Origin of the sequence: Pseudobacteriovorax antillogorgiicola (assembly GCF_900177345.1) — a bacterium.
Taxonomy (GTDB): domain Bacteria; phylum Bdellovibrionota_B; class Oligoflexia; order Oligoflexales; family Oligoflexaceae; genus Pseudobacteriovorax; species Pseudobacteriovorax antillogorgiicola.
Genome location: NZ_FWZT01000014.1, coordinates 52,875 through 72,271 on the forward strand (window position 1 = coordinate 52,875; position 19,397 = coordinate 72,271).

Sequence of the window (19,397 nt, forward strand, 5' to 3'; positions counted from 1 at the left end):
TGTTCCTAAGATCAACAGCCCCTAAGTCGCTGTTAGGATAATCTCCACTGCCTCAGCAAAGCTAGTGACGAGACCAAAAGCCTTTTCATCCTTAGGATACTGCCCTCGATCGATCTGTATGCCTCGGATACCCGCAGCCCGACCACATTCTATATCAGAGGCTTTATCACCAATGATGAAACTCTTGTCCATTACCGTGCCGAACTCTTTATTAGCCTGCTCAAGTAATCCAGGCTTTGGCTTGCGGCAAGAGCAGGTGACGTTCCAGGGGGCCGTGTTGCCTTTTGGGTGATGAGGGCAGATGAAATAGCTGTCGATAGTCACGTCATGGGCTTGCAATTGGCGGTCTATTTCGTCATGACAACGGTGAACAGCATCAATTTCAAAGTAACCCCGTGCGACTCCCGACTGGTTCGTCACCACCAAGAGTCGAAATCCCTCTGCTCGAAGGGCTTTCAAGCCTTCTGCCACATCTGGGAAAAGCTTGACGTCTTCGATGCGGTGAACATAACCGAAGTCTTCAATGAGAACACCATCTCGATCTAAAAAAATGGCTGGTTTGCTAACGTTTTTCACTTCCATGAAGGTATAACCATAAGCGATCATCTTCCTTTGTGGCATACTGCGCACAGCTTCGAAGAACTTTCCGGTAGGCCGTAACAATCTCGGAGGACGACTCACCAGCAGAAAGCAGGTAGTTCACCTCCTTGATATCCTCCTCAATATCCCAAAAATTCCGGATGGGCAGCTGCAGCTCGATGACTTTGCCAATTTCGCTAAATCCTTCGATAATCTGCTGTTGCAGATAAAGCTGTTGCTTACCGCAAACCAGGAATTTTCGGATCAAGAGGCTCTCCTACTTGGCGGCCTTTTTCGCTGCCTTCTTCTTAGCGGCCTTCTTCTTTGCCGCTTTTTTCTTGGCAGGCTTCGTTTCAGCCTTTTTCGCTGCCTTCTTTTTAGCAGGCTTAGGCTCGGCTTTTTTGGCAGCCTTTTTCTTAGTTGCTTTCTTTTTGCTTGCTGCTTTCTTTGCTACCGGCGTTTCACCGTCGTCACTTGTGTCTGACTCTTCGTCTTCATGGCTATCAGCTGGGGCATCCGCACTTGGGGCATCCGCACTTGGCGCCTCCTCTGAGTTACTTTCTGCTACTGACTCTGCAGCGTTTTCATCGACTTCAATTTCGTTCATTATAACATGATATAGCCGCTTCCAAAGGCTTTTATCTTTTCTGAGCCAAGCTTCGAACAGCTTCCGAGCGGGGCGATTGATAAGCGCTTCTTGCATGAAAAAGTTGGCGAATTTTTTAGGCTCACTAAGCTTTTTTAGCTCGATAATATACTGGGGTAGGATGAGCAACTCAGAGCCTCTAGCTCTCAATACTAGGGATCCTTGTACAGGTATAAGTTCAACTGGGCTCACGATTCGATTTCCTTTCCGTAACCTCTAGGGATTTAGTTAAAGCGTTATTTTCGACTTTGACAATTAGCGTCTTCACCTGAAAAATGACCTTCCGATTCAAGTCTGCCAGCAGCTGCATGGCGAGAACGATAGACTTTGAATGGGTAAAACAGCCCTTTCTCCTTCGGAGTGTAGCCAAGAATCTCTTTGAGAAAGAAGCCTTTGAAGAAGCGAATCATACTATTGAATTCCTCCTCCATATCCTGGCTGAATTCAAGCTTCGAGCAATCGATCAAAAGATTCCAGGCGGAATGCCATTGCATCAAATTATTGGTGATTTTGCTTCGCAGAGCCATGACCTTATCTTTGCTATCGATATGGACAGGGGCTTCGAAGGATAGCTCCATAACGTGCTGCTTGAAGTGATTTTGCAGAGTGATGGCGGATCGAAAATCCGTCGCTACTTTGGGGCCTGTGTCGCGAACACCGGCCAGCTTGTAGGCTTCGTCCTTGTCTGCGGCAGGCTCAAAGGGGAAAAGGGCTTGATCATCGTTGGGCAGGCCGTAGATGACAGCCTTTTTCAGGAAGAAGCCAGACAAGAGCTTAGCCATGCGCTCCAGAGCGTCCTGAATCTCCTGGTGATTGCTGTCAGGGTCCACCCTAATGCCTTCGCCATTGATGATGGCCTTGTATGGGGAATGCCAGGAGCTAAGCCCGGCAAGCCACTGCTGCCGAAGTTCCATAATGTCGTCACTACTACGAATCGTCAGCGGCTCTTCAAAGCTGATTTCTAAGTACTTTTGCTGGTAATGGTGCTCAAACACAAGCTTCATATTTTAAAGGTCCAAGTGCATAAGGATTTGACTGCGGATGGCCTCATAGGAGCGATTACCCGCGGGCATGCTATTAATAAATATGGCTGGCGTTCCTTGGATGTTTAGCTGCGTTGCTTGCTCAATGTCAGCTTGGATCTTTGCTATGATATCTTTAGAGCTGAGGCACTCGTTGAGTTGCTCTTTGGTGATACCCATTTCAAGAGCCCATAGCTCTAAACGCGAAGCATCGATTTTTCTCTGCTCAGCGAAGATGCGGTCATGCATGGGCCAGAACTTTCCATAGCGACCTGCGCAACGTGCGACAACTGCCGCCTTACAGGCGTGCTCGTGAAGATTGCCGCCGATATTCTTGTTGCAAGAGCCGTCGAGGGGGTAGTTCTTGAACACCACGAGAACCTGGTTGCCGAACTCTTTATAGATCTGATGAAGGGTCTGCGAGGCTTGCTGGCAAGCAGGGCATTGGAAATCCGCAAACTCGACAATGGTGACTTTAGCATCGTCGCCACCTTTTCGATAATCCTCACCCATCCCCGAATATGCCGAACGATCGACTTTGATCTGTGGGACCTTCATATTTTTTAAGATCTCACGGACCTCTTCTGCAGATTTGGGAACATCTGGAGTGAAGTTATTCTGAGGCATTGGCTCCACAACCTGATAACCACCAATAGCGCCAAGCAGGGCGATCAGCATGTAGAATCCACCGTTGTAGAGACCCTTCAGGCTCCACGAACTTGGGATCTCGTCTCTGAGGAAGAAGGTGACAAGGCCTTGGATGAGGCAAACCGTATAAACGCCGATGCAGCTTAAACAAAGAGCGCCAACTTGAAAGTATGAGATGCCAAAGAGTGCCAGTGACGAGACAATTCCCAAGCCAGACATCAGTGCATAGGTTGGTAAAGTGTCGCGGCGATACTCGTCCTTCACCATAGCGGCGATCAGAAGGAGGATCAGTCCTAAGAAGTAGGCGATGCCCCACAAGCCGAGTGGGTTGCCAAATAGCTCGCTGTACTCGCTATTGGCCACATCGTCGCAGCTGAATGTGGCATTGATATTACAAAACGCATCGGTCTGGCCGACTTGCTTGACTTCAATGTGATGTATCAGAGCGTAGGCGCTGATGGCTAAGCCTATCACTGCCAAAATGATACCTAAAATGGGTAGATTATTTTTAGGTGCTGTAGGGGTTGCCTCTGCCATAATTCCTCCGCAAGTATGAGCACAAGGTGCTATCCTAATTAACTCGTTCAGCAAGTTCAAGCTAAGCGCGAAACGGCCTTATGTTGTGTGAGGCTCCCTTGGAACCCAAAAACTTAATCCCGCTAATTTTGCTAGCTAATTCAAAATGCCAACAGTCTCCCAGGCAGTTCTAGTCTTTACAGCAAAACACATCCACAAGAATCTTCACTTTTTTGGAAGAGAGTCTCTGGTTTTCCTATTTTCGTGCTTCATAAAGCTTGACAAAGAAATGATGATGGGCAATATATTCAATTCCTTCGGGAATGGGGGTATAGCTCAGTTGGTAGAGCACTGCGCTGGCAGCGCAGTTGTCAGCGGTTCGACTCCGCTTACCTCCACCAAAAAAAGCCGCACAGTATTAAAACTGTACGGCTTTTTTTGATTGGAATTAATCTCAATCCCCGCCTAGCCCACGGTCACGCTCATTCCATTAAAAATTTCCTTAAGTAAGAATCTGTAAGCTACCAAAACGATACATAACAAGCTGATTTTGTGGGTTCTCCGTAGTCTGTGGCTCGCCAAGCCTACAGAACAAGACTAGGGTCCCGATAATAGAGATGCGAATCCGAGGAATGTGTAGTGCATTGAGGTAACCATGAATCATTTCCCCATGCATAGGATTATTGGCGGCATCATTATGCTGACTTTAGGGGTTCATTTTTTGTCGTGGTTTCTCTCCCAGTCAAGCCTCCAAGGAGTCACACTCGTTCAGGAGCCTTTGCACGCAGCGGTGGAAGTTGCTGGATCGTTGATCGCCCTTGCAGTGGGGTTGGCACTACTCTCCCGATGGGGAGAGATCTTTTCGGATTCAGGCAATACCAAACCAGTGGCTTGGGCCATGATTGCTATGGGCGTGATTGATGGTATGCACGGCGTCATTAGCCCCGGGAACAATTTTGTTTTTTTGCATAGCCTGGCTAGTTTTGTTGGTGGTTTGTTTTTTTTGAGCGTATTTTTCCCGAAGCTGATCGATCCCATTCCGCCCAAGCCGGGCCTAGCTATCCTGGGGGTTGTGCTCAGTGCAATTTTTTTATGCACTCAAACTTGGCCAGAACTGATCCCGAGAATGCTTACGGACAGTGGCCATTTTAGCAGCAATGCGATCTTCCTGAACTGGGGAGGTGGTCTTGGGCTAGCGCTGGCTGGAGGTAAACTTCTCCGAGACTATTATCGGCAAAGATGTATCCACGATCTCCTATTTAGCCTTCATTGTCTGTCGTTTGCAGCTGCTGCAATGATGTTTGAGGCGAGCAAGCTCTGGGATGTGTCTTGGTGGGCCTGGCATATCCTGAGGTTGTTCGCCTATGGAATTGCCCTGGCGGTGCTCCTCCACGAGAAAGTTGAAAGTGATCAGTCATCTTGGCAAAGTTTGAGCCGAACGATCGCCAAACAATCGAAAAAGCTAGGCCGTGTTGCGGATAATTTAAATCTAACTCTTGAAGCTGCGAATATTGGCATCTGGGAGTTCGACCCAATCCAGCTATCGTTGCGAGGGGATGAGCGCTTTCGAGCCCTTACGGAACAAGATCAAGGAGACTCCCTGATATCTTTTACGCGGCTGAAGTCATCGATTCACCCTGACGACTACGCATCGTTAAAGAAAAAGCTTTTGTCTGTGGAATCCATCGTCGACATTGAGCTGGATGTTCGCGTTGGAAACGAGCACGAGTTTGTGCGCTACTTGAGGCTGAAAGGGAAGGTGCGTCGACATGAAGAGCGATCTGTCATACTCGGAGTCTGCTGGGAAATCACCGATATCAAAACCCATGAGCACCGCTTGGTCCAAGCGCGGCTCGAAGCTGAAAAAGCTAAGTCTGCCGCTGAACAGGCGAGTCGAGCAAAGTCGATGTTTCTATCGAATATGAGCCATGAAATTCGTACACCTTTAAATGGAGTGATGGGCCTATCGGAGGAGATTCTGGAAGAGACCCCGAAGGACCACCCTCACTATCAAGCGATCCATTCCATCGTCGCTAGCGGGCAGTCCTTGCTATCGATTATTAACGATATTCTCGACTACTCGAAATTAGAGGCGGGCAAAGTCGAGCTTGAGCCAGCACCGGTTGATATGCGGGATTTACTGGAAAACCTGATCAATCTTTTTAGCTCTACAGCATCCAGAAATAGTGTCAGTTTGAGTTATTCTTTGGACATGAATACGGCTGAATATCCTGTTTGCGACCGTTATCGGCTTCAGCAAGTGCTCAATAATCTCATATCCAATGCTATCAAATTTTCTCCTGGGGGGTCGGTTAGAGTCGAGGCGAAGCTTATTGTAGCCAATGATGAAACTCATGGTGGCAAGGATCGTGTGCTTGAAATTATCATTGAAGATAGTGGGATCGGTATCAATGAAGAGAACCTCCAAAAACTATTCACCCCGTTTTCACAGGCGGATATGTCCACAACAAGACGATTCGGGGGCACCGGCTTAGGGCTGTCTATCTGTAGCAGCCTCGTTCAGCTGATGGGTGGCAAGATTGATGTCGAAACTGAAATTGGCTTTGGTAGTACTTTTAAGGTGTCGCTTCCAGTGAGCATTGCTCAGCTGCGACCCATGCGACAAAAAGCTAAGATGGACCTGGAGCTGTTAGACTCTGACCTGAAGATCTTGGTGGCTGAAGACAACAATGTCAATCAGATGGTGATAGAAATGAGCCTTAAGTCGCTTGGATTCAGCCCAACGATTGTTGAAAACGGTCAACTCGCTTGTGCAGCAGAATCTAGATCAAATTTTGATGTGATTTTTATGGATTGCCACATGCCGGTGATGGATGGTTTTGAGGCGACAGCAGAGATTCTAAAAGATCGAAAGGGGCGGCATACTCCACTGGTTTGTGCATTGACTGCAAGTGTTATGAAAGATGATATCGATCGCTGCCATCAATGCGGAATGGAACGGGTTTTATCAAAGCCTGTGCGGAAGCACGACCTTTATGAAGTTTTACTTCAGGCTAGCCACATTCGTGGACATTCAGATAAATTAAAGGCGAGCGCTTAAACATAGCAGTTTATCTTCGGCTCGGAGGACATACCAGCTAAATTTTTTAGATGGTATGTAAGATGGAGTATTCACTAAGTCATGAGCGAGATGCCCAAGTTTGATCAATGCAATCTATCCTGCTTTGGTGAAGCAGCGTTTTCTTGAAACTCGGCGATGAATCTCTAAAGCAATCACACCTTGGATGACGGTTTCGATATCAAAATCGTGGGATCTAAAACCTATGTCTTGATATAGATCGCTGCTATGAAGCCAAGACACCTGCAGTGGAATAAAAATTTGATGCTTTGCAATGGCTAACGTTACGAAGTCACCTAGCTTGAAACAAGCTTTTTTGGGAATACTGAGTTTAATTCCGGAAGGGCAGACGTCGCGCACTTTACATGGGAAAGACTGGCTGCATACCTGAAGGCTAAGCTGTTGATCAATTGTTGCTAACGATACGAATTTACGGGCGACAGAACGTTTTTCCTCTAACATAAGCAAGGTTCCTTATCGTAGTCCTCTAAACAAAATATGCTGCTGTCGAAACGACGTTTGCATAAAACTAGTATCGACTCCGCCCACGAGGAGTTAGACGAAGAATTCTTTGGATCGGCGACAATTGGATTGGTGTTACGGTGAAGGTTTCTTCGTTGTGCAGTAAGGGGGCTTGGCCGTAGAGAAAGGAGTAGCAAGGATGGAGCTACCCAATAATTTCAAGGAAGCTCAACCTGCCGACCTAAAACTACCAGCCAAGCAATGTAGATGTGCCTTCCAAGTTATCTTCCAAACAGGGTAGAAAAATACCCTGCCACCTTTTTCTTAAATCTGAAAACCTACTGCTGACTTAGTCTCTGATAAGCTCAGAGCCGTCATTGACCCGCTCAATCCTAAAGAAATCTCGGCAAATTCTCTGTCTGAACGCTCTGTCATGACTCACAAGAAGAATGGCTATCGGGGCATCGGCCAATGCACTTTCAAGTCTCCGCATGGAATCCAGGTCGAGGTGGTTGGTAGGCTCGTCCAGGATCAACAGCTCTTGCTTGCTCGCAATAGCCCAGGCCGTTGCTATTTTCCTCACTTCACCGGGAGAAAATGATGGAGTTCGAAGTAATTTCTTCGTATCAGCCCCTAAGCGAGCGAGAATGTGGATACTTTGTGTGAAAGACTCTTTTGTTTGGCCTTGCCAATTGTCGATGATCGCTTGTTGCTGATCAAGAGCTAGCTCTTGACCCAGATAGAAATATTTCTGGGTGCGAAGATTTTGAGAGGTCAAAACCCATTGGAGAAAGCTCGACTTGCCAGAGCCATTGGGGCCAGATATGGCTACCTTATCCAAACTTTTTATCGTCAGCTCTGGATTCCTCAGGAGACGGCCGCTTGCCATCGATCCAAGGCCAGATGGCAAGTGTAAAAGTGTTCGCTGGGCCTGCTCGGGATTGTCAAAAAAGACCTTCCCTTCGAAGGATTTTTGATAGCCGATACGAGCTTTCTCGTGATGGATCTTCTCCTTGTCGCGGATTAGCTTCGATTTTTTACCCGCGAGGCTCCCGTCTTTGGCAGTGAGTTTGGCGAGGTTGATTTTCTCTTTTGTTGAGTGGTCTTTGCCATCGACAGAGCGCTTGCTCAACTTACCTTTTGATCGAGACTCTTCCTGACGAACCCTCTGCAGCTCTCGCTCTACTTTTTTTATTTTTTGCGCTGCTACCTGGGCCATGTGTTCTTGAGTGGAGGCCTGAGAATCAAGCAAATCCTGAATTTGCTGGTAGTTACCAGCCATCAAGCCTGCTGACCCGTCCTTAAAAACAATACACTGCTGACATAATTCATTGAGCAGCAGACGATCGTGGCTAACGAGCAAGCCTAAACCCTTAAAACTTTGAAGAAGTTCTAGAAGAGCAAGCCTATTTTTTTCATCCAGGTGATTGCTCGGTTCATCGAGAAGCAGGATATCAGGTTGGAAATAGAATGCGCAGCCTAGCTGCAATCGTTTTCGTTCCCCGAAACTTAAGGCCTCAAAAGGCTGGAGTAGGATTTCGAAGAGATCAAGTTTTTCCTTGATCATCATTGCGTAGCCAGAGTAGTCCTCCTGGAAATCATCGATCCTGGGAGGAGGCGTTAGAGCTTCCTGGGGGCAGGATGTGACTAGCCCCTTGCTTTGAATGCTACCCTGGGTGGGCTGCAAAGCTCCACTAGCAATCTTTAGGAGAGTCGACTTTCCACAACCGTTGGGTCCTACAATGCCGGTCCATCCTGGTGAAAGATGACAGGAGATATCTGTAAATGTGGGATACTCTTGCTGATGGTGTGTATGGCCAATGCTAGATAGGCGCAAATATATAGTCGCAGTCATAACTTACCTCGGTAGTCGATTAGAGTTTGATCGAGTGGTTTGGGTAAGTTATTTGTTCATGGGCCCTCTACCTAGGTTAAGCAACATTCAGCCTACTCTAAATCGGCTAAATTAGCAAGGTCCTTGAGTCCCAATTACCGGCTTCCTCCCGCTCCTATACCATTGGGTGCTAGAAATATTCCTTCCAGTAAAATTGGCCAGATAGCAACTTGCGATTGGTAAGGTTGACTGCCATAACGCTAGGCGCCGGTTGCTTTCTCTGAAATTCAATGGCATTCAACTGCCTCCTTCAAGAGTTGATTGCTGTCGCAATGTCCATTGCACGAAGACACGAGTTAGCATGCCCTCTCCAGCACCAAAGGCTGGTGAAAATCCCGTTTCCTAGTGGAAGGCCACTTCGTATCGGTGATGTGAAGTGGTCATTCTTATCTAACCATAACCAAAATTCAGGCTATTCTACAGTCCACTTCGAAAACTTGTTTGAGAAGACCGGCCGTCACCGCTAAGATGCCTCCAAGCAAGGATGATCGTAGGCAACTGACTTAAAGTCTTTTAGGAGACACTATGGAAACGGCTATAGCTAGGACGCACGACAACGATATTAAAAGTGTTTCAGGGCTTTCACTGCCCCGCATTTTGGAGTTGCAACGGTCATACTTTGAATCGGGCCGAACCCAGGAATACGGCTTTCGGATGGAACAGCTGCGCCGTTTTCAAGATTTAGTTCAAAAATACGAACCGAAAATATTTAAGGCGCTCGAAAAAGACTTGGGCAAGGGGCGCCGAGAAGCCCTGATGACCGAGATTGGGTTGATTCGACATGAAATCACTTATCTTCGTAAACACCTGAAGAGCCTCATGAAGGTAAAGCGCGTGGCGACACCGGTACACTTGGCTCCATCGAAGTCCTACATCAGGCCCGAACCCCTTGGACTCGTTTTAGTGATTAGTCCTTGGAACTATCCCTTCTACCTCTCCTTAGTTCCCATCATTGGGGCTCTAGCTGCGGGCAATTGTGTAGTACTCAAGCCGTCAGAGCTATCACCTTCATGCTCAGAGCTGATGGCAGAGATGCTTGCCGATATTTTTCCTGAAGAGTATGTCACCACGTTTTTGGGTGGTATCGAGGTTGGGACAAACTTGATCGATAGGCCATGGGACCACCTGTTTTTTACTGGTAGCACCCAAGTAGGAGCGTCCATAGCTGAAGTAGCTGGTCGGCATCTCACACCCCTAACCTTAGAGTTAGGTGGCAAAAGCCCCTGTATCGTTACTTCATCTGCAAAGATAGATGTTGCTGCCAAACGAATTGCCTTTGGAAAATTAACCAATGCTGGTCAGACTTGTGTAGCGCCTGACTATATTTTGGTCGATGAGCAGGTTCGAGACTCGTTCATCCCAGCTTTACAAAATGAGCTTAGCCAAGGCTTTCAAGCCGACAATCCGCAGGATACTAGCTATGGTCGGATTATTTCCGAAAGGCATTTCAATCGTCTTCTTCAAATGAAGGAACAATGTCGTGTGATCTGGGAAGGACCTGTGCGAGCTGAAGATCGGTTTATGGCACCTTGCTTGCTAGAAGCCGAATCTGATTCAGCAGTCCTAAATGAAGAGATCTTTGGCCCTTTGCTGCCTGTTGTCAGCTATCAATCTTGGGACGAAGCTATCGAATTTATCAAGAGATATCCCAAACCTCTTTCTGCCTATCTTTTCAGTGAAGATGCTTCGGATATGGAACAGTTTCAGTCTAGGCTCAGCTTTGGCGGTGGCTGTATCAACGATACTATGATTCACTTGGCTAATAATAAAATGTCATTTGGTGGAGTGGGTCCGAGTGGTATGGGTGGCTACCACGGCAAGTATTCGTTTGAAACATTCTCTCACCAAAAGCCTATCGTCCAGTCCTCAAGCCTTATTGATCCTCCGTTTCGCTATTTGCCGTTCAGCTCGTGGAAGGAAAAAGCCTTACGATTGTTTCTGCGTTAGAGTTGCGTGGGGTTGCTGCCTTGATGCTGCCTAAGGACTTCACCAAGGGTCGTTCCTAGGGCGACCCCCACATTCAGAGAATTCTTCCTGCCACGAAGCGGTATCTGAATCACTCCATCACAAGCCTTTATAACACTGGGGTTCATTCCGTGGCGTTCATTACCAACGACGATTCCTATAGGTCCAGTTAGGCTGGCTTGGTAAAGATTTTCCGCATTCGATGCTGTTTCCAACGCATAGACCCTAATGCCTTCGTCCTGGAGCTTCTTGATGGCCTCATGACTCGTCTTGAAGTGCTCCCAGGGCACCAGGTCGCTCGTTCCCATAGCTGTTTTGCGAGTTTTGTCATTTTCGGGAGTGGCTGTATATCCGCAGAGATAGAGCTTGCGAACTCCAAAGCACTCGCAGGTACGAAAGGCTGAACCAACATTGAATGCGGATCGGATATTATCCATGATCACATACACGGGTAGTGTGCTACTTTCTTGGGGTATGGGGCGATCGCCTTCAACTAATTCCAGATCGTGGTCCACCACACCGCGACTGTGATTCCGCTCTAGAGGTACAAGTATTCCTAGGAAGTGGTCTCGGCTGATGTGCTCGTGAACTAAACGCTCATGTCGTTGAAGCTCCTTGACCAGTTGGTGCGGATGTTCTCCACACCACTCTAGGATCTGTCTGAGGTCTGCGAGACGCTCTTGATGGCCCTCGCAATCCCAAAGCTGATCGATCTTTTGGCTAAGCTGAACAATACTCCGTAAAGCTTGAGTAAAGTGATATTTGATAAACTGATCGTGATTCAAATTTAGCTAATCCTTTGCCCTGGCTGCGCTCCGGAGTCTGGGGATAAGATGTGGATATCTTTTCCGTCACCGGCTGCAAGCACCATCCCTTCTGACATTCCAAACTTCATCTTCCGTGGCGCGAGGTTGGCAACCATAACGGTGAGTCTGCCCACTAAATCTTCAGGCTTGTAAGCCGATTTGATGCCAGCAAAAACGTTTTTTTGACCTGCCTTGCCAATATCGAGAGTAAGTTGCAGGAGTTTGTCAGCTCCTTCCACCGGCTTAGCATCGACAATTTTTGCTACCCGCAAATCCACTTTCATGAACTGATCGAAGTCGATGGTGTCTGCAATCTCATCAGAGTTTTTAGAAGCTTTTGCCTTGCTCTTCGTCTTTTTCTTAGCTTGCTGTCCCTGCTGACCTAAAAATTCTTTCGTTTCGTTTTGGATGGCTTCCACCTGTTTGGGATCAATGCGCTTCAAGAGGTGCTTGAAGGGCTTGATCCCATGGTTTTCAAGTACTTCCGTAGCATTTTCCCAGGTATAAGGCCCTTCGTTGAAAAGCTCTTCCACCTTTGCTGTGTAAGACGGCAGTACTGGTTTAAGGTAGATGGCCATAATCCGAAACAAATTCAGAATCGTAGTCAAGACTTCCTTAGTCTTATCCTGGTCTGTCTTGATCAGCTTCCAAGGCTCGTAGTGATCGAAATACTTGTTCGCTTCGTCAGCAATATCGCGAATGCCAATCATGGCTTTCGAGAAGTCAGCCTGTTCGTAATGCTGAGCTACGGTTTCACCGATCTTTAGAGCTTTTTCGACTAGCTCTCGACCTTCTGTAGAAAGGCTGCCCATGGTGCCATCGAGCTTGTGAAGCATCGATGCGCCCCGCGATGCGACATTTGTAATTTTGCCGATGAGATCTGAATTCACCCGAGAGACGAAGTCTTGCAAATTGAGATCTAAATCGTCCACACCGCTATTGATCTTACATGCCAAGTAGTAGCGCATGTAAGCGGCTTCCATGTGCTTGAGGTAGGTTTGAACCATGATAAAAGTGCCACGAGACTTACTCATCTTCGTGCCGTTAACGTTGAGCATGCCATGCACCATGATTTTACTTGGCGTGCGGTAGCCGGATGCTTTTAGCATTGATGGCCAGAACAGGCTGTGATGGTAAACGATGTCTTTGCCAATCACATGGTAGATTTCGCGATCCTCGCGATTCCACTCCTCTTCAAAGTTGCGGTCGTTGCGGTCACACCATTCTTTGAAGGAGGCCATGTAACCAACAGGAGCGTCGAACCACACGTAGTAGTATTTCTTGGGATGGCCAGGGATTTCAAAGCCGAAATAGGGCTCGTCTCTTGAGATACACCAGCTTTGCAGTTGGTCGTCTTTGAGCCATTCATCGAGCTTGTTTTTGATAGATGCCCCTGTGTGCTGAGGAACCCATTCTTTCAGAAAATCTTTGAAATCCTGCAAGCGAATAAACAGATGCTCGCTTTCCTTTTGTACGGGCTGATTGCCGCAAAGCGAGCAAAAGGGCTTTTTCAACTCGTGCGCACTATAAACAGTGCCACAGACCTCGCATCCATCGCCATATTGCTCCTCGGCGCCACACTTTGGGCAGGTCCCTTTGACGAAGCGATCTGGTAAAAACATCTTATCATGTTCGCAGTAAGCCTGTTTCAAAGACTTCCGCTCCAGATGATTGCCCTTGCTGAGAGCTTCAAATATGGATGCAGCAAGTGCCTCGTTGTTTTCAGTGTTGGTGGACGAGTAATTATCGTAGGCCACTTCAAAGCCTTCGAAGTCTCGAAGGTGGTCTTTCCGAGCCTGGTCGATGAGCTGCTCGGGTGTGATACCCTGCTTCTGAGCACTAAGCATGATAGGCGCGCCATGTGTGTCGTCGGCGCAGATAAGTTGGCAGTCATGACCCTGCATTTTGAAATACCGAGCCCAAATGTCTACCATGAGGTGTTCAAGCATATGGCCCAGATGGATTTGGCCATTGGCATAAGGTAGGGCGGGTGTAATCAAAATGTTTCGTTTCTTTGTCATGACACGTCCTTATCGAGTACAAAGGTATTTATGCGTCTAAATGGTATTTGCTAGACGCAATGCTAAAGCTTCATAGCTTTAACCCAGAATCGCCTTCAAGAACAGCCCTTTTGGATCGGAAGGCTGTACTCATTGACGGTGTGGGGTGCTTGAAAAAACTCAATCCATTGAAAGCTTTTTTTCGCTTACAATGGTCTTACTTTAAGGCTTGCGAAGTTTGCGGTATGAAAGAAAGAGGCTTCGTAGTTACATCACAGGAGTTCGGTTATGACCAATCGGTTCTTAGTATCCTCTTTGGCATTTGTCTCTCTACTGACTGCTTGTACAAAGGCAAGTGAAGACAAGGAAGCGAAGGTTGGAGAAACGCGTCTTTCTCCTGCGCCTACAATCTTACCTCTCATCGATGGCTCGTGCAGCCAGGGTGTTGCGACCTTCGATCAGCTCGACTTCACGCTGTGGAACGGCCAGCAGCTTACCAACTCGCCCTTCCAGCAGAACTGGACGTCAACCGATCGAATGGAATCTAATCTTGTGAATCAGTTCCTCTACGGGTTTCAAGAGGTATACACCATCAAAGACAAGTGTCGATTCACTAAATCCTTGAACGAGCTGCTATCGCCAGACTGTCTTGAGGACTCGAATGTGACCAGCAATCCAAGAGTCCTACGTATCTGTGAAGGCCAAAATTTTCCTAGAAACTCTATTGAAGCGGCAAGCCTTAGCGTGGCCGGTGCCTTTGATCTAGTAGAAACGTTTTTAAGTAGTTTGGATTTAGAAAGCCTGCCTGACTCTACCAGTGTTCTAGTCTTGCCAGATATTCAGTTCGCACACTCCGATCAAAAGACGTCGGTGTCACTTACAGATAACGCAGCCTGGGTGCTCTCTGAAAGGTTTGTTGGAGTGCCAACCTATATTGTCGTTTACCCCGCCAGTGAGGACTATCTAGAAAGTGGTCGGCCCCCGTTTTGGGAAGTCCCATGGATAGTCGCTCATGAATATGGCCACCACCTTTTCTATAGCCTCTTACCCGACAATGTCCGAGTCGAGTATGGCTATCTTACAGAGTGGCGTGATAGCAAGCCATTTCATGGCAATTGGTTTGTCAACCAAGCTCCTGCTGATGCTAAAGATCAGCGCCTGATGACTGGCATCAACGAAGGCGTTGCAGACTTGCTAGCTCACTATGTCTTTGGAAATAGCTCAAAACAAATCACTAGCTTGAGCTGCGTCTTTGATCAGAGAAATCCAGCTTCAGAGGAACTTAACGATGGTCAGGTCAAGTCGTTTGTGTATGAGGATGGCAAGCTCTCAAGTGATCCATGTGACTTTGTTGACTTTACGGACGTTCATACTATAGGTTCTGTACTGGCATACTTTGTCGACCAAACCATGACCAAACGCGGTGTGACCGAGCCTCAGGCAAAGGGGCAAATGTTGATAGAGATGACTGATCGTTTTGCGCAGCTTTTAGCTGACGATATTAAGGAAGGTGGAAAGCCAGGTGTTATGATCAGATTCGTGACAGCGGTCATCCAAATTTCTCAAGAACGTTGGGGGGCTCTTAACGCCGACGAATGTCAGTTCATCGATCAAATTTTTGGTGATGTTTTTACGAAACAGCAAACGATGCTAGAGGTACAAGGGGAAGCTTGTGAAGCTCCCCTCTTCTAGGCTTTGATATAGAACCTAGCGTCTTGTAGAGTACGTTACATTTGCGGAGAGGTCGACGGTATCAAAGTCAATGACTCCGGTTTCTGCATCGTGGACCAGAAAGTCCACTTGGGCATTTTGGTGAAAGGTATCAATTTCACTTTGAGTGCCAGAGATGCGAGTGATGCTCGAACAGTCGGTTGTGCTACAACCGTCTTCTTCAGCCTGAAATGTCGTTCCCTGTGCCATCTCATAAAAGTTGTAAGCCACAGCTGTTCCAGGTTCGCCTTTCACTGTCACTATAGTGCTCCAGAAGCTATCAACGCCTTGGCCTTCTAATTTCAGGGCTTCAATGCTGCTAATGCTGGAGAATGCGCCCGTCGAGGATAATTCCCCATCGATGGCAAGCCTAATCCGGCGAACGTAGCTGGTATTGTTGTCCGAATCGGTAGATTCCCCAAGAGTTTCGTAGTTGACTCTGTTAGTAACGAGATCTACAGAAAAAGCCCATCCTTCCGCCCGAGCAGCGATCACGTTGTTAGACGCTCGGATATAGAAGGATTCAGGCTCACTTTCTGTCGTGAGTGTGATTTTTCGATCGTAGCCGTGATCATCGCCAAGATCTGTGAGAGTTACATCCTGAAGGGCGTAGACGCCATCGCCACCGTCAGAGAGCCTTTCGACGATCCAGGCATCGGCGCAATTTGTGGAGAGGGTGATTGTGATGTTTCCTACGTTGTTGCCTTCTGTGGTCCAGTCGTCGTCAGAATCCCAAGCACCAGCACGCTCAAGTTCGCAAAGCAGAACTCCGGGAATCCCAATAGCCCCAAGTACGCTGTCAGGTGATCCTGAATTGAAGGCTACAGCACAGTACATGGAGGCTAGGGGAAATTCAGCATCGGTTTGTTCCATCCGCGTTCCGTCTGTTGTCATCGGGTTGCCATAAACTGAGCATCGAGAGTCGCGATCGCTGACGGTTTCACTCTCCTCGTCGCTGTCACTACTGTCACCGTCCTGGAGATTCATTTGGAGCTGTTTTTTCAAGTACAAACCGGAACTTGAAAGACCTACATCATCGGCTTCGATGGATCCTAAGGCTAAGACTCCCACATTGAGTGCGGTCCCTGTGGATACCTCGACATCCGTAGCGGTCGTCGTCGCGTCATCGTCACTATCCTCTTCACCGCAGGCCACTAGGATGCTCAAACCCACGAGAGCCATTGGAATCATAAATTTCTTCATCATTGTCATTTACCTCTAAGCTCGAAAAGAAAACATTTAAACCGGCGATTCGGATTAAGAGCGAACTTCATCGTCGCCCTTAGATGTCTTCGGATTGGTTTCCTAGAGTCCTTGATAGGGAGGTCGGCTGATATGATTACTTTAAAGAAAGGGCTTTTGTGTAGAACCTACAGTGACTTCGAGAAAATACGCACAACGAATTGTATCTTTCAGTATGATTTGATGAATATCGCTTGTCCATGTCTTATCTTCTGCCGAAAGTCTACGGTTATCCTTCGAGAGGGTTTTCCGGCCATTGATGCTTTGGATAACGCCGAGCTAGTTCCTTGCGAACGATGGCATAGGAGCCGCTCCAAAAGCCGGCTAAATCTTTGGTCGTCTGGGCAGGCCGTTGATTGGGAGCCAGCATGACCAGTGTTAATGGCCAACGGCCACCACAGATTTTGGGCCCCTCTTGTAATCCAAAAAAATCTTGAATCCGAGACGAAATCGCAGGGGAGTGTTCACCGAGGTAGGTGATCGTCCGTTGCCGTCCATTCAGTTCGATTTTATCTGGGCAGTTCAAATCGAGAAGCATTTGATCTTCATAAGACAACTGTTGGTAAATAAAGTTTCGCAGTGATGTTTGCCTTATCTCCTCAGCTCTGGTCTGTCCCTCACAAATAGCGTGAATGAGGAGTTCTAACATTTCACCTTCGAAAACAGGCAGGCTATGCTCTACTCCAGCATCGCGCATCAATTCAAGTTTACGATGATAGGTTTTGAGGTCATCATCGTGATCAAAGGGAAAAGGCCAATTTTTCAAGGTGGTTTCTGTCAGAATTTGAGTGATCTGGTCCGGTTCTGCTTCACGTGATTCTTCTTTAATCACAAATTGCCCATAGTAGACGCGATTAAAGGCCAGTACTTTCTGGCTTTTGTCGTCCATGGAAACATCAACCTGAGTGCTAAGCATAGGAGATACTTGGAAGAGTTGCTCCAATGAAACGCTCGAAGCGGTTCGAATCTGAGTTTTGATCGCAGCATGCTGGCGGCCAGGAGTTTCGTGAGCATCCAAAACGATCAGGAACTCCCCTTTACGAGCGACTGATGAATCTGCCAAAACACCTCCCCGCCCGAGGCAGAAATGGAAGTGACGGAGGCTCGGGTTCCGTTTATTTTTCGCTGCTGGCCGATACTTCGCCACGCGGTCTGGAAACCCTGCTAAGACCGCTTGGGACAGGGTGCGATGATTAATACGCTTGATAGATTCCAAAGGCCTCGCCCCAAGGTTATTCTGCAACGATCGATAGAGTCTTGTAACTCGATCGACCTTGCGAGAGTCAATGGCATGAGTGAGCTGAATGCTTTCTAAGTCTTGTTTTTTGACCCACTTTAAGAGTGTGTTACTTTGGAAGCTAAGATCGCAAAAGCCCTCTTCGAAAGCTCTGGAGCCTCGTTGAAGGATCATTCCTTCACTGATTAGACATGAAGCAAGGATTGCTTCTTCGAAAACTTGAAGTGATTGCCCTTCCAGAATAATCGCGCCTAGACGAGGGTGAAGTGGAATTTGAGAGATCGCCTGTCCCTTAGTTGTTAAGGCACCATACTGGTCGATCGCGCTGAGTCTTTTTAAAGTCTCAGAGCTGCTTTCCAGATGCTTCTCAGGTGGGGGTGAAAGCCAGGGCAAGCATGTGGCGGGGTCGGCATCCGCAGCAAGTCGCGATTTTAAGAATAGGATCAGTTGAGAAAGCTCGCTTTGACTCATCTCGTGAGGGGTAAAACGGTCGCGCTTCAGAAAGTCGTTTTCATCAAAAAGTCTGTAGCAGATACCTTGTTGTGTTCGCCCAGCACGGCCTGTTCGCTGGATGCAGGAGGCTTGGCTCACTGCTGCTTCTTGTAACATAGGCAAACCGCTCCATGGGGCATAGGAACTAATATTGGCTAAACCAGTATCAATCACACCCGTGATGCCATCAATTGTTAAAGAGGTCTCGGCGACGTTAGTGGCCAGGATGATCTTGCGCTTCCCGGTTTCCTGGAATGCTTTTTTCTGCTGCTTTGGGGGCAGGTCTGCCATCAAAGGCAGGACGTCGAAGTCTTGTTTTGCTAGGACCCTTTGCAATGCCGCCTGGGCTGCTTGGATCGGTCGCCGTCCACTTAAGAAGACCAGGATATGTCCAGGATACTCGCGCCTTTGAATCATGTCCTGGACTGCCGCGATAACCTTTTGCTCCGTACTTTCTTTCGCTGCACCAGGCTTGTAAACAATCTCCACCGGATACACGCGACCTGGCACTTCAAATGAATTTGACTCAGGGAGATAGTTATCGAGAGTGCTTAGATCAACAGTTGCTGACATGATCAATAATTTTAGATCAGGGCGCTGGTTTTCCTGTAAGTGGCGGATGAAAGCTAAGGCTACATCAGTGTCGAGATGTCTCTCATGAAACTCATCAAGGACAATGTGAGTGAACCCTTGGAGAGTGGGGTTGGATTCCAATAGCCTGAGAAAGAGCCCTTCCGTCATGAACCGTAATTTCGTTCGGGGGCCAATCTTCTGATCGAAGCGAATCTGGTAGCCTACATCCTCCCCTATGGTGCTGCCATGCAGTTCGGCGACATGTTCGGCAGAGAGTTTGGCGGCTAGGCGTCTTGGCTCCAATACGATGGTACTGGCCTTATCTTGAAGCAGAGCTAAGGGAATCCGGGTAGTCTTACCTGCGCCTGGCTCAGCCTTGATGATTGTTACGGGGTTGGCCTTGATGGCGTTCAAGATCTGAGGGGTGTAGGAGTCGATTGGCAACTTGAGCATAGAACTTCCAGAAAAAGATTCGCTTTAGACCATTTGCTTATCATAGGATGCTGATTTTGGGTAGATTATACTC

The 19,397-nt window shown here is 47.7% G+C and carries 14 protein-coding genes and 1 tRNA gene; 4 read left to right on the forward strand and 11 right to left on the reverse strand.

The features are described 5' to 3' along the window. Positions 1 to 21: 21 nt before the first annotated feature. The 5 genes from B9N89_RS17835 to B9N89_RS17855 are packed head-to-tail and all read right to left on the reverse strand — an operon-like array spanning position 22 to position 3,432. A complete protein-coding gene (locus B9N89_RS17835) occupies positions 22 to 582 on the reverse strand; it encodes a D-glycero-alpha-D-manno-heptose-1,7-bisphosphate 7-phosphatase (RefSeq protein WP_159455454.1) in 561 nt (186 codons plus the stop codon). After that, positions 563 to 847 (reverse strand): hypothetical protein, encoded by a 285-nt coding sequence (locus tag B9N89_RS17840; RefSeq protein ID WP_132321503.1) that lies wholly within the window; start codon positions 845 to 847, stop codon positions 563 to 565. The genes B9N89_RS17835 and B9N89_RS17840 overlap by 20 nt, the downstream gene beginning before the upstream one ends. A 9-nt stretch (positions 848 to 856) precedes the next feature. Further along, positions 857 to 1,417 (reverse strand): hypothetical protein, encoded by a 561-nt coding sequence (locus B9N89_RS31725; protein WP_200820747.1) that lies wholly within the window; start codon positions 1,415 to 1,417, stop codon positions 857 to 859. Positions 1,418 to 1,461: 44 nt separating this feature from the next. Next, positions 1,462 to 2,229 (reverse strand): hypothetical protein, encoded by a 768-nt coding sequence (locus B9N89_RS17850; RefSeq protein ID WP_132321501.1) that lies wholly within the window; start codon positions 2,227 to 2,229, stop codon positions 1,462 to 1,464. Between the two features lie 3 nt (positions 2,230 to 2,232). Next, positions 2,233 to 3,432 carry a vitamin K epoxide reductase family protein gene (locus B9N89_RS17855; protein WP_132321499.1) on the reverse strand — a complete coding sequence of 400 codons (1,200 nt, stop codon included), beginning with the start codon at positions 3,430 to 3,432 and terminating at the stop codon, positions 2,233 to 2,235. A gap of 304 nt (positions 3,433 to 3,736) precedes the next feature. Here B9N89_RS17855 and B9N89_RS17860 point away from each other — a divergent pair. Continuing rightward, a tRNA-Ala gene (locus B9N89_RS17860) sits at positions 3,737 to 3,812 on the forward strand. A 269-nt stretch (positions 3,813 to 4,081) separates the two neighbouring features. Next, positions 4,082 to 6,472 (forward strand): ATP-binding protein, encoded by a 2,391-nt coding sequence (locus B9N89_RS17865; protein ID WP_234996127.1) that lies wholly within the window; start codon positions 4,082 to 4,084, stop codon positions 6,470 to 6,472. A 114-nt stretch (positions 6,473 to 6,586) separates the two neighbouring features. Here the strand turns inward: B9N89_RS17865 and B9N89_RS17870 are convergent, their stop codons facing one another. Both B9N89_RS17870 and B9N89_RS17875 read right to left on the reverse strand, forming a co-directional pair. Next, positions 6,587 to 6,952, reverse strand: coding sequence for a PilZ domain-containing protein (locus B9N89_RS17870; RefSeq protein ID WP_132321495.1), 366 nt, complete (start codon positions 6,950 to 6,952; stop codon positions 6,587 to 6,589). A 349-nt stretch (positions 6,953 to 7,301) separates the two neighbouring features. After that, positions 7,302 to 8,807, reverse strand: coding sequence for an ATP-binding cassette domain-containing protein (locus B9N89_RS17875; RefSeq protein WP_132321493.1), 1,506 nt, complete (start codon positions 8,805 to 8,807; stop codon positions 7,302 to 7,304). A 564-nt stretch (positions 8,808 to 9,371) separates the two neighbouring features. On the opposite strand from B9N89_RS17875, the gene B9N89_RS17880 reads away from it, so the two are divergent. Next, entirely contained in the window at positions 9,372 to 10,793 is a 1,422-nt protein-coding gene (locus B9N89_RS17880) for an aldehyde dehydrogenase family protein (protein ID WP_132321491.1), read from the forward strand. Here B9N89_RS17880 and B9N89_RS17885 read toward each other — a convergent pair. After that, complete coding sequence (locus B9N89_RS17885; protein WP_132321489.1) at positions 10,790 to 11,596, reverse strand: RNA methyltransferase; 807 nt, start codon at positions 11,594 to 11,596, stop codon at positions 10,790 to 10,792. The genes B9N89_RS17880 and B9N89_RS17885 overlap by 4 nt on opposite strands. A 2-nt stretch (positions 11,597 to 11,598) precedes the next feature. Then, on the reverse strand, positions 11,599 to 13,638 hold the full coding sequence (metG, locus tag B9N89_RS17890) for a methionine--tRNA ligase (protein ID WP_132321487.1): 2,040 nt from the start codon (positions 13,636 to 13,638) through the stop codon (positions 11,599 to 11,601). 267 nt (positions 13,639 to 13,905) lie between these two features. On the opposite strand from metG, the gene B9N89_RS17895 reads away from it, so the two are divergent. Then, on the forward strand, positions 13,906 to 15,309 hold the full coding sequence (locus B9N89_RS17895; RefSeq protein WP_132321485.1) for a hypothetical protein: 1,404 nt from the start codon (positions 13,906 to 13,908) through the stop codon (positions 15,307 to 15,309). 15 nt (positions 15,310 to 15,324) lie between these two features. On the opposite strand, the gene B9N89_RS17900 is transcribed toward B9N89_RS17895, so the two are convergent. Together B9N89_RS17900 and hrpB are read right to left on the reverse strand one after the other, a co-directional pair. Continuing rightward, the gene (locus B9N89_RS17900) at positions 15,325 to 16,533 is read right to left on the reverse strand and encodes a hypothetical protein (RefSeq protein ID WP_143478212.1); all 1,209 of its coding nucleotides are present in this window, start codon (positions 16,531 to 16,533) and stop codon (positions 15,325 to 15,327) included. A 265-nt stretch (positions 16,534 to 16,798) separates the two neighbouring features. Continuing rightward, complete coding sequence (gene hrpB / locus B9N89_RS17905; protein ID WP_132321481.1) at positions 16,799 to 19,324, reverse strand: ATP-dependent helicase HrpB; 2,526 nt, start codon at positions 19,322 to 19,324, stop codon at positions 16,799 to 16,801. Between the last annotated feature and the right edge of the window lie 73 nt (positions 19,325 to 19,397).

Bases quoted from the DNA above. Each gene is read 5' to 3' on its own strand.
- hrpB (WP_132321481.1), bottom strand. From the start codon at position 19,324: ATGCTCAAGTTGCCAATCGACTCCTACACCCCTCAGATCTTGAACGCC.
- B9N89_RS17875 (WP_132321493.1), bottom strand. From the start codon at position 8,807: ATGACTGCGACTATATATTTGCGCCTATCTAGCATTGGCCATACACAC.
- B9N89_RS17865 (WP_234996127.1), top strand. From the start codon at position 4,082: ATGCATAGGATTATTGGCGGCATCATTATGCTGACTTTAGGGGTTCAT.
- B9N89_RS17835 (WP_159455454.1), bottom strand. From the start codon at position 582: ATGGAAGTGAAAAACGTTAGCAAACCAGCCATTTTTTTAGATCGAGAT.
- B9N89_RS17895 (WP_132321485.1), top strand. From the start codon at position 13,906: ATGACCAATCGGTTCTTAGTATCCTCTTTGGCATTTGTCTCTCTACTG.
- B9N89_RS17900 (WP_143478212.1), bottom strand. From the start codon at position 16,533: ATGATGAAGAAATTTATGATTCCAATGGCTCTCGTGGGTTTGAGCATC.
- B9N89_RS17870 (WP_132321495.1), bottom strand. From the start codon at position 6,952: ATGTTAGAGGAAAAACGTTCTGTCGCCCGTAAATTCGTATCGTTAGCA.
- B9N89_RS17880 (WP_132321491.1), top strand. From the start codon at position 9,372: ATGGAAACGGCTATAGCTAGGACGCACGACAACGATATTAAAAGTGTT.
- B9N89_RS17855 (WP_132321499.1), bottom strand. From the start codon at position 3,432: ATGGCAGAGGCAACCCCTACAGCACCTAAAAATAATCTACCCATTTTA.
- metG (WP_132321487.1), bottom strand. From the start codon at position 13,638: ATGACAAAGAAACGAAACATTTTGATTACACCCGCCCTACCTTATGCC.
- B9N89_RS17850 (WP_132321501.1), bottom strand. From the start codon at position 2,229: ATGAAGCTTGTGTTTGAGCACCATTACCAGCAAAAGTACTTAGAAATC.